General features: G+C 70.1%; 5 protein-coding genes. 4 read left to right on the top strand and 1 reads right to left on the bottom strand.

From position 1 onward, the window contains the following. The first annotated feature begins 560 nt into the window (after positions 1 to 560). On the top strand, positions 561 to 857 hold the full coding sequence (locus IE249_RS12330; protein ID WP_189704820.1) for a type II toxin -antitoxin system TacA 1-like antitoxin: 297 nt from the start codon (positions 561 to 563) through the stop codon (positions 855 to 857). Next, positions 854 to 1,240: a fic family toxin-antitoxin system, toxin component gene (locus IE249_RS12325; RefSeq protein ID WP_189704819.1), complete on the top strand. Its 387-nt coding sequence runs from the start codon at positions 854 to 856 to the stop codon at positions 1,238 to 1,240. The genes IE249_RS12330 and IE249_RS12325 overlap by 4 nt, the downstream gene beginning before the upstream one ends. A gap of 117 nt (positions 1,241 to 1,357) precedes the next feature. On the opposite strand, the gene IE249_RS12320 is transcribed toward IE249_RS12325, so the two are convergent. Further along, positions 1,358 to 1,783, bottom strand: a complete 426-nt coding sequence (locus tag IE249_RS12320) for a MarR family winged helix-turn-helix transcriptional regulator (RefSeq protein ID WP_189704931.1) — start codon at positions 1,781 to 1,783, stop codon at positions 1,358 to 1,360. Positions 1,784 to 1,895: 112 nt separating this feature from the next. On the opposite strand from IE249_RS12320, the gene IE249_RS12315 reads away from it, so the two are divergent. Both IE249_RS12315 and IE249_RS12310 read left to right on the top strand, forming a co-directional pair. Further along, on the top strand, positions 1,896 to 2,819 hold the full coding sequence (locus IE249_RS12315; protein ID WP_189704818.1) for a quinone oxidoreductase family protein: 924 nt from the start codon (positions 1,896 to 1,898) through the stop codon (positions 2,817 to 2,819). Between the two features lie 191 nt (positions 2,820 to 3,010). After that, a partial coding sequence (locus IE249_RS12310; RefSeq protein ID WP_189704817.1) for a hypothetical protein occupies positions 3,011 to 3,482 on the top strand: 472 nt, incomplete at its 3' end.

The raw sequence follows: 3,482 nt of genomic DNA, 5'->3' as shown, positions 1-3,482 counted from the left end.
CACCCTGGCAACCGGCTCCCACGGTCGGCCGAGCTGAGCACCGTCTGTCACTGTCGCCGGCCACCACCGTGTGAAGCCAGGCGTCAGCGGTTCCGCAAGCGGGCAACCGGTGGACGTCGTCGGGATACTGCCGTCATGGCCGTCACTCAGCAACTCGCCCGCGTCTCGGCGGAGTATCTCGGCTCCTGCCGCCGGTCAGTCGACGCATCGCCGGAAGGAGATCCCCTCTGGGATCCGCCGTCCGCGGATGTTCTCGACCTCGACCGGGCCCCGGCCCTGCTCGAACGAGTCTGTGAATCGGGAGGCGTTGATGACGTCCACCGCACTGCGCTCCGCCGGGCTGTCGACGGTGACACCGCCATCGACCTCGCCTTCCTCAACACGGACCCGCATGCCGCGCCGAGCGGGAGCGGACTGTGCTCGCGGTCGGCGAACTGGCCCCCCGCATCACAGCCGGCAGCCCCCACGCCGCTGCCGCCGGCACCACACCCGTAGCTCGCAGTCCTCGGCGCGGGCCGGCTCCCCGCGCACGGCGTGGTACTGCTGGTACCGTAGATACCATGTCGGATGCCAAAGCCATGAGCCTACGCTTTCCCGATCCTGCGCAGCGGGCCGCGATCGCGGCGGCGGCCAAGCAGGCGGGGGTCAGCATGCAGGAGTACATCCTGTCTGCCGCCTACGACCGTGCGACCGCCGTGGAGCGGCGGTTCCTGGACGGATTCAAGGCGTCCATGGACCGTAGCGGCGCGGCGTTCGCCGCCGAGCCCGACGGCCTGGACCCCAGTGCCGAGCAGCGTGCGGCCGAGCAGGAAGCGCGTCGAGAACTCGAGCAGCAGGAGCGGGGCCACGCCGCGTGACCCAGCCGGAACCGCCCCACCCGCTCGACGTGACGTTCCTGCTGCACGCCGCCGAGCTGCTCCACGGCGATCCGCAGGTCGACGACTACGGACCGCTGTACGCCGCGGTCGCCCGGGTCAACGCCAGGGCGATGGAGCGCGACATCTACGGCTCCCTGCACCTCAAGGCCGCCGCGCTGCTCCACACCCTGGCGAAGTTGCCATGCCTGGAGCACTCCAACGAGGCCTTCGCCTGGCACGCGACCGAGGCCTACCTGATCCTCAACGCACGCGGACTCGACTACCCGCCCAAGGCGGCCGTCGCGCTCGTGCGGGACGCTGCCTCGGGAGCGCTCGGCGTCGCCCGCATCGCACGCCGGCTGCGTGACTGGACCGTCGCCTGATCCCGGGGTGCGACTCCGGGACGCGGCGTGGCCCCGGCGTCCCGCCCGCATCAGCCGCCAAGCCCGGTCGACCGGCAGCACGTGCGGCGATCCAGGCATCGCGGAGGATCAGCGCCCTCACCGTACTCCGCTGATCCTCCGCAGCATCTCCAGGAACTGCTTCCGCTCCGCCGCCGACAGCGGGGCCAGGAGCTCGTCGTTGGCCCGCTTCCCCGCCTTCGCGCACTCCTCCAGTCGCTGTTCGCCCTCAGGGGTGAGACTCACCGCGTTCTTGCGGCGGTCGGCCGGGTCGGGGGTGCGTACGACAAGGCCCGCCGCCTGGAGATCATTGAGGACACCCACCATGTCCTTCGGGTCGAGCGAGACCGTCCTGCCCAGTTCGGCCTGCGCGACGGGACCGAGATCCGCGACGGCGGCCAGGACCACGTGATGCCACATCCTCATGTCGTGCTGCGCGAGCGCCGCCGAGACCAGGCCGCGCCCACGGGCCGCGGCCCGGCCGAGGAGCCAGCTCGGAAGGTCGCGGATCCGGCTGGGCGCCATGGGGTTCTCTGTCACCTCCGGAAGTCTACCGAATAAACGTTGGGAGCCCCAACGAACTTCCACTATCGTTGGGAGCCCCAACGAGCTTATGAGTGTCTGGAGGCGATCGGTCGTGCGGCGCATTCGCTACGAACACCGCGGTGGACCCGAGAACCTGTTCCTGGAAGATGTCCCCGTCCCGGAGCCGGGAGCGGGCGAACTCCTCGTCAGAACCGAGGCGATCGGCGTCACGCTCCCCGTCGTACGCAAAGTGCGCGAGAGTGCGCAGCCCATCCCGCTCGGCGGAGAACTGGCGGGTGAAGTGGTGCGCGTCGGCGACGGAGTGAGCGGATACGCGCCGGGCGACCGGGTCACCGGCCTCTGCTTCGGGCATGGATATGCGCAGTACGCCCTGTTGCACACCGCGATGGCCTCACCGATACCGGCGGGCGCCACCGCCAGGGACGCCGTCGCGCTCGTCCGCAGTGGTGCGGTGGCGCTCGGCGCCCTTGAGGCCGCGCGTCCGGAGAAGGGCGAGTCGGTTCTGGTCACCGCGGCGGCGAGCGGGGTCGGTCATCTTGCCCTGCAACTGGCTCAGCTGAAAGGCGCCTCACGTGTCGTCGCCGCGGTCGGTGACGCCGGCAAGGAGGACTTCGTGCGTTCTCTCGGCGCCGATGCCGTGGTCACATACGGACAACAGGGCTGGGGCGAACCCGTCGACATCGTCCTCGACGCGGTCGGCGGCAGCCTGCTCACACCCGCCGTCAAAGCGCTCGCACCCGGCGGAAGGCTGGTCGCGTACAGCTCGGGCGGGGGCACCATCGAGGCGTACGACCTGCTCGCGGGCGGTAAGTCGGCCATCGGTTTCCAGGTGGCAGTGGTGGCAAGGACCCAGCCGCAGCGCTATGCGGGGTGGATCGAAGAACTGTGGAGGCTGTTCGGCAAGGGTGCCCTGCGGCCCACTGTCCACAGGGAGTTCGCCCTCGCGGACGCGGCACGAGCGCACGCGGTGATCGAGGCCCGGGCCAATCAGGGAAAGGTCGTCCTCGTCCCCTGAGACGACGCCGCGTCCGCCCGCGGCGTGCCGGGCCGGTCCACCGGGCCGACGATTCACAAGATCGGGTTCACGGGCCAGATGCGCCTTCTGTATAGATATATGGCATATTTGCTGCTTGTGGTCGCGAGGACACCCTCGAGAGTCCAGCTCTGGCTGCGGCGGTGCACGGCGCCGGTCCGACGGGAGTAGGCATGGCAAGCACGGCGCAGCAGGCGGCCGCACCCGGTGTTCGGGCGTCGCAAGTGTTCGTCGGTGATGCGGTCGCCAACGTGGTCAACATGTTCCGCGGCGAGGTGAATCTGCCGATCGACCTCGTCACGCTCGGCGGGCGCAACGGCCTGGACGTGAAGGTGACCGCGTTCTACAGCAGCGGCGTGCACCGTGCGGCGCAACGGTGGAACCTCACCGAGCCCACCGACGTCCTCGGCCTGGGCTGGTCGCTGCCGTACGAGCGGATCATGGTCGAGCATCAGGACAGCGGCACCAACCTCGACGACACGTTCTACTTGGTGACCGGCGGCGCCCCGAAACAGCTGGTACAGGTGGGTGCGGAGGGGGCGGCGCGGGTCTTCCAGCTGCGCGACCACCAGTTCTGGCAGATCCGGTACTTTCCCGGCACGAGCACCGGCCCCGGCCCCGGCACCGGCCCCGGCCCCGGCCGCG

The sequence above is a fragment of the Streptomyces anandii JCM 4720 genome (genome assembly GCF_014650655.1).
GTDB lineage: Bacteria > Actinomycetota > Actinomycetes > Streptomycetales > Streptomycetaceae > Streptomyces > Streptomyces anandii.
Note: the sequence above shows the minus strand (reverse complement) of the source record. Positions and strands in the feature narration are given on the sequence as shown.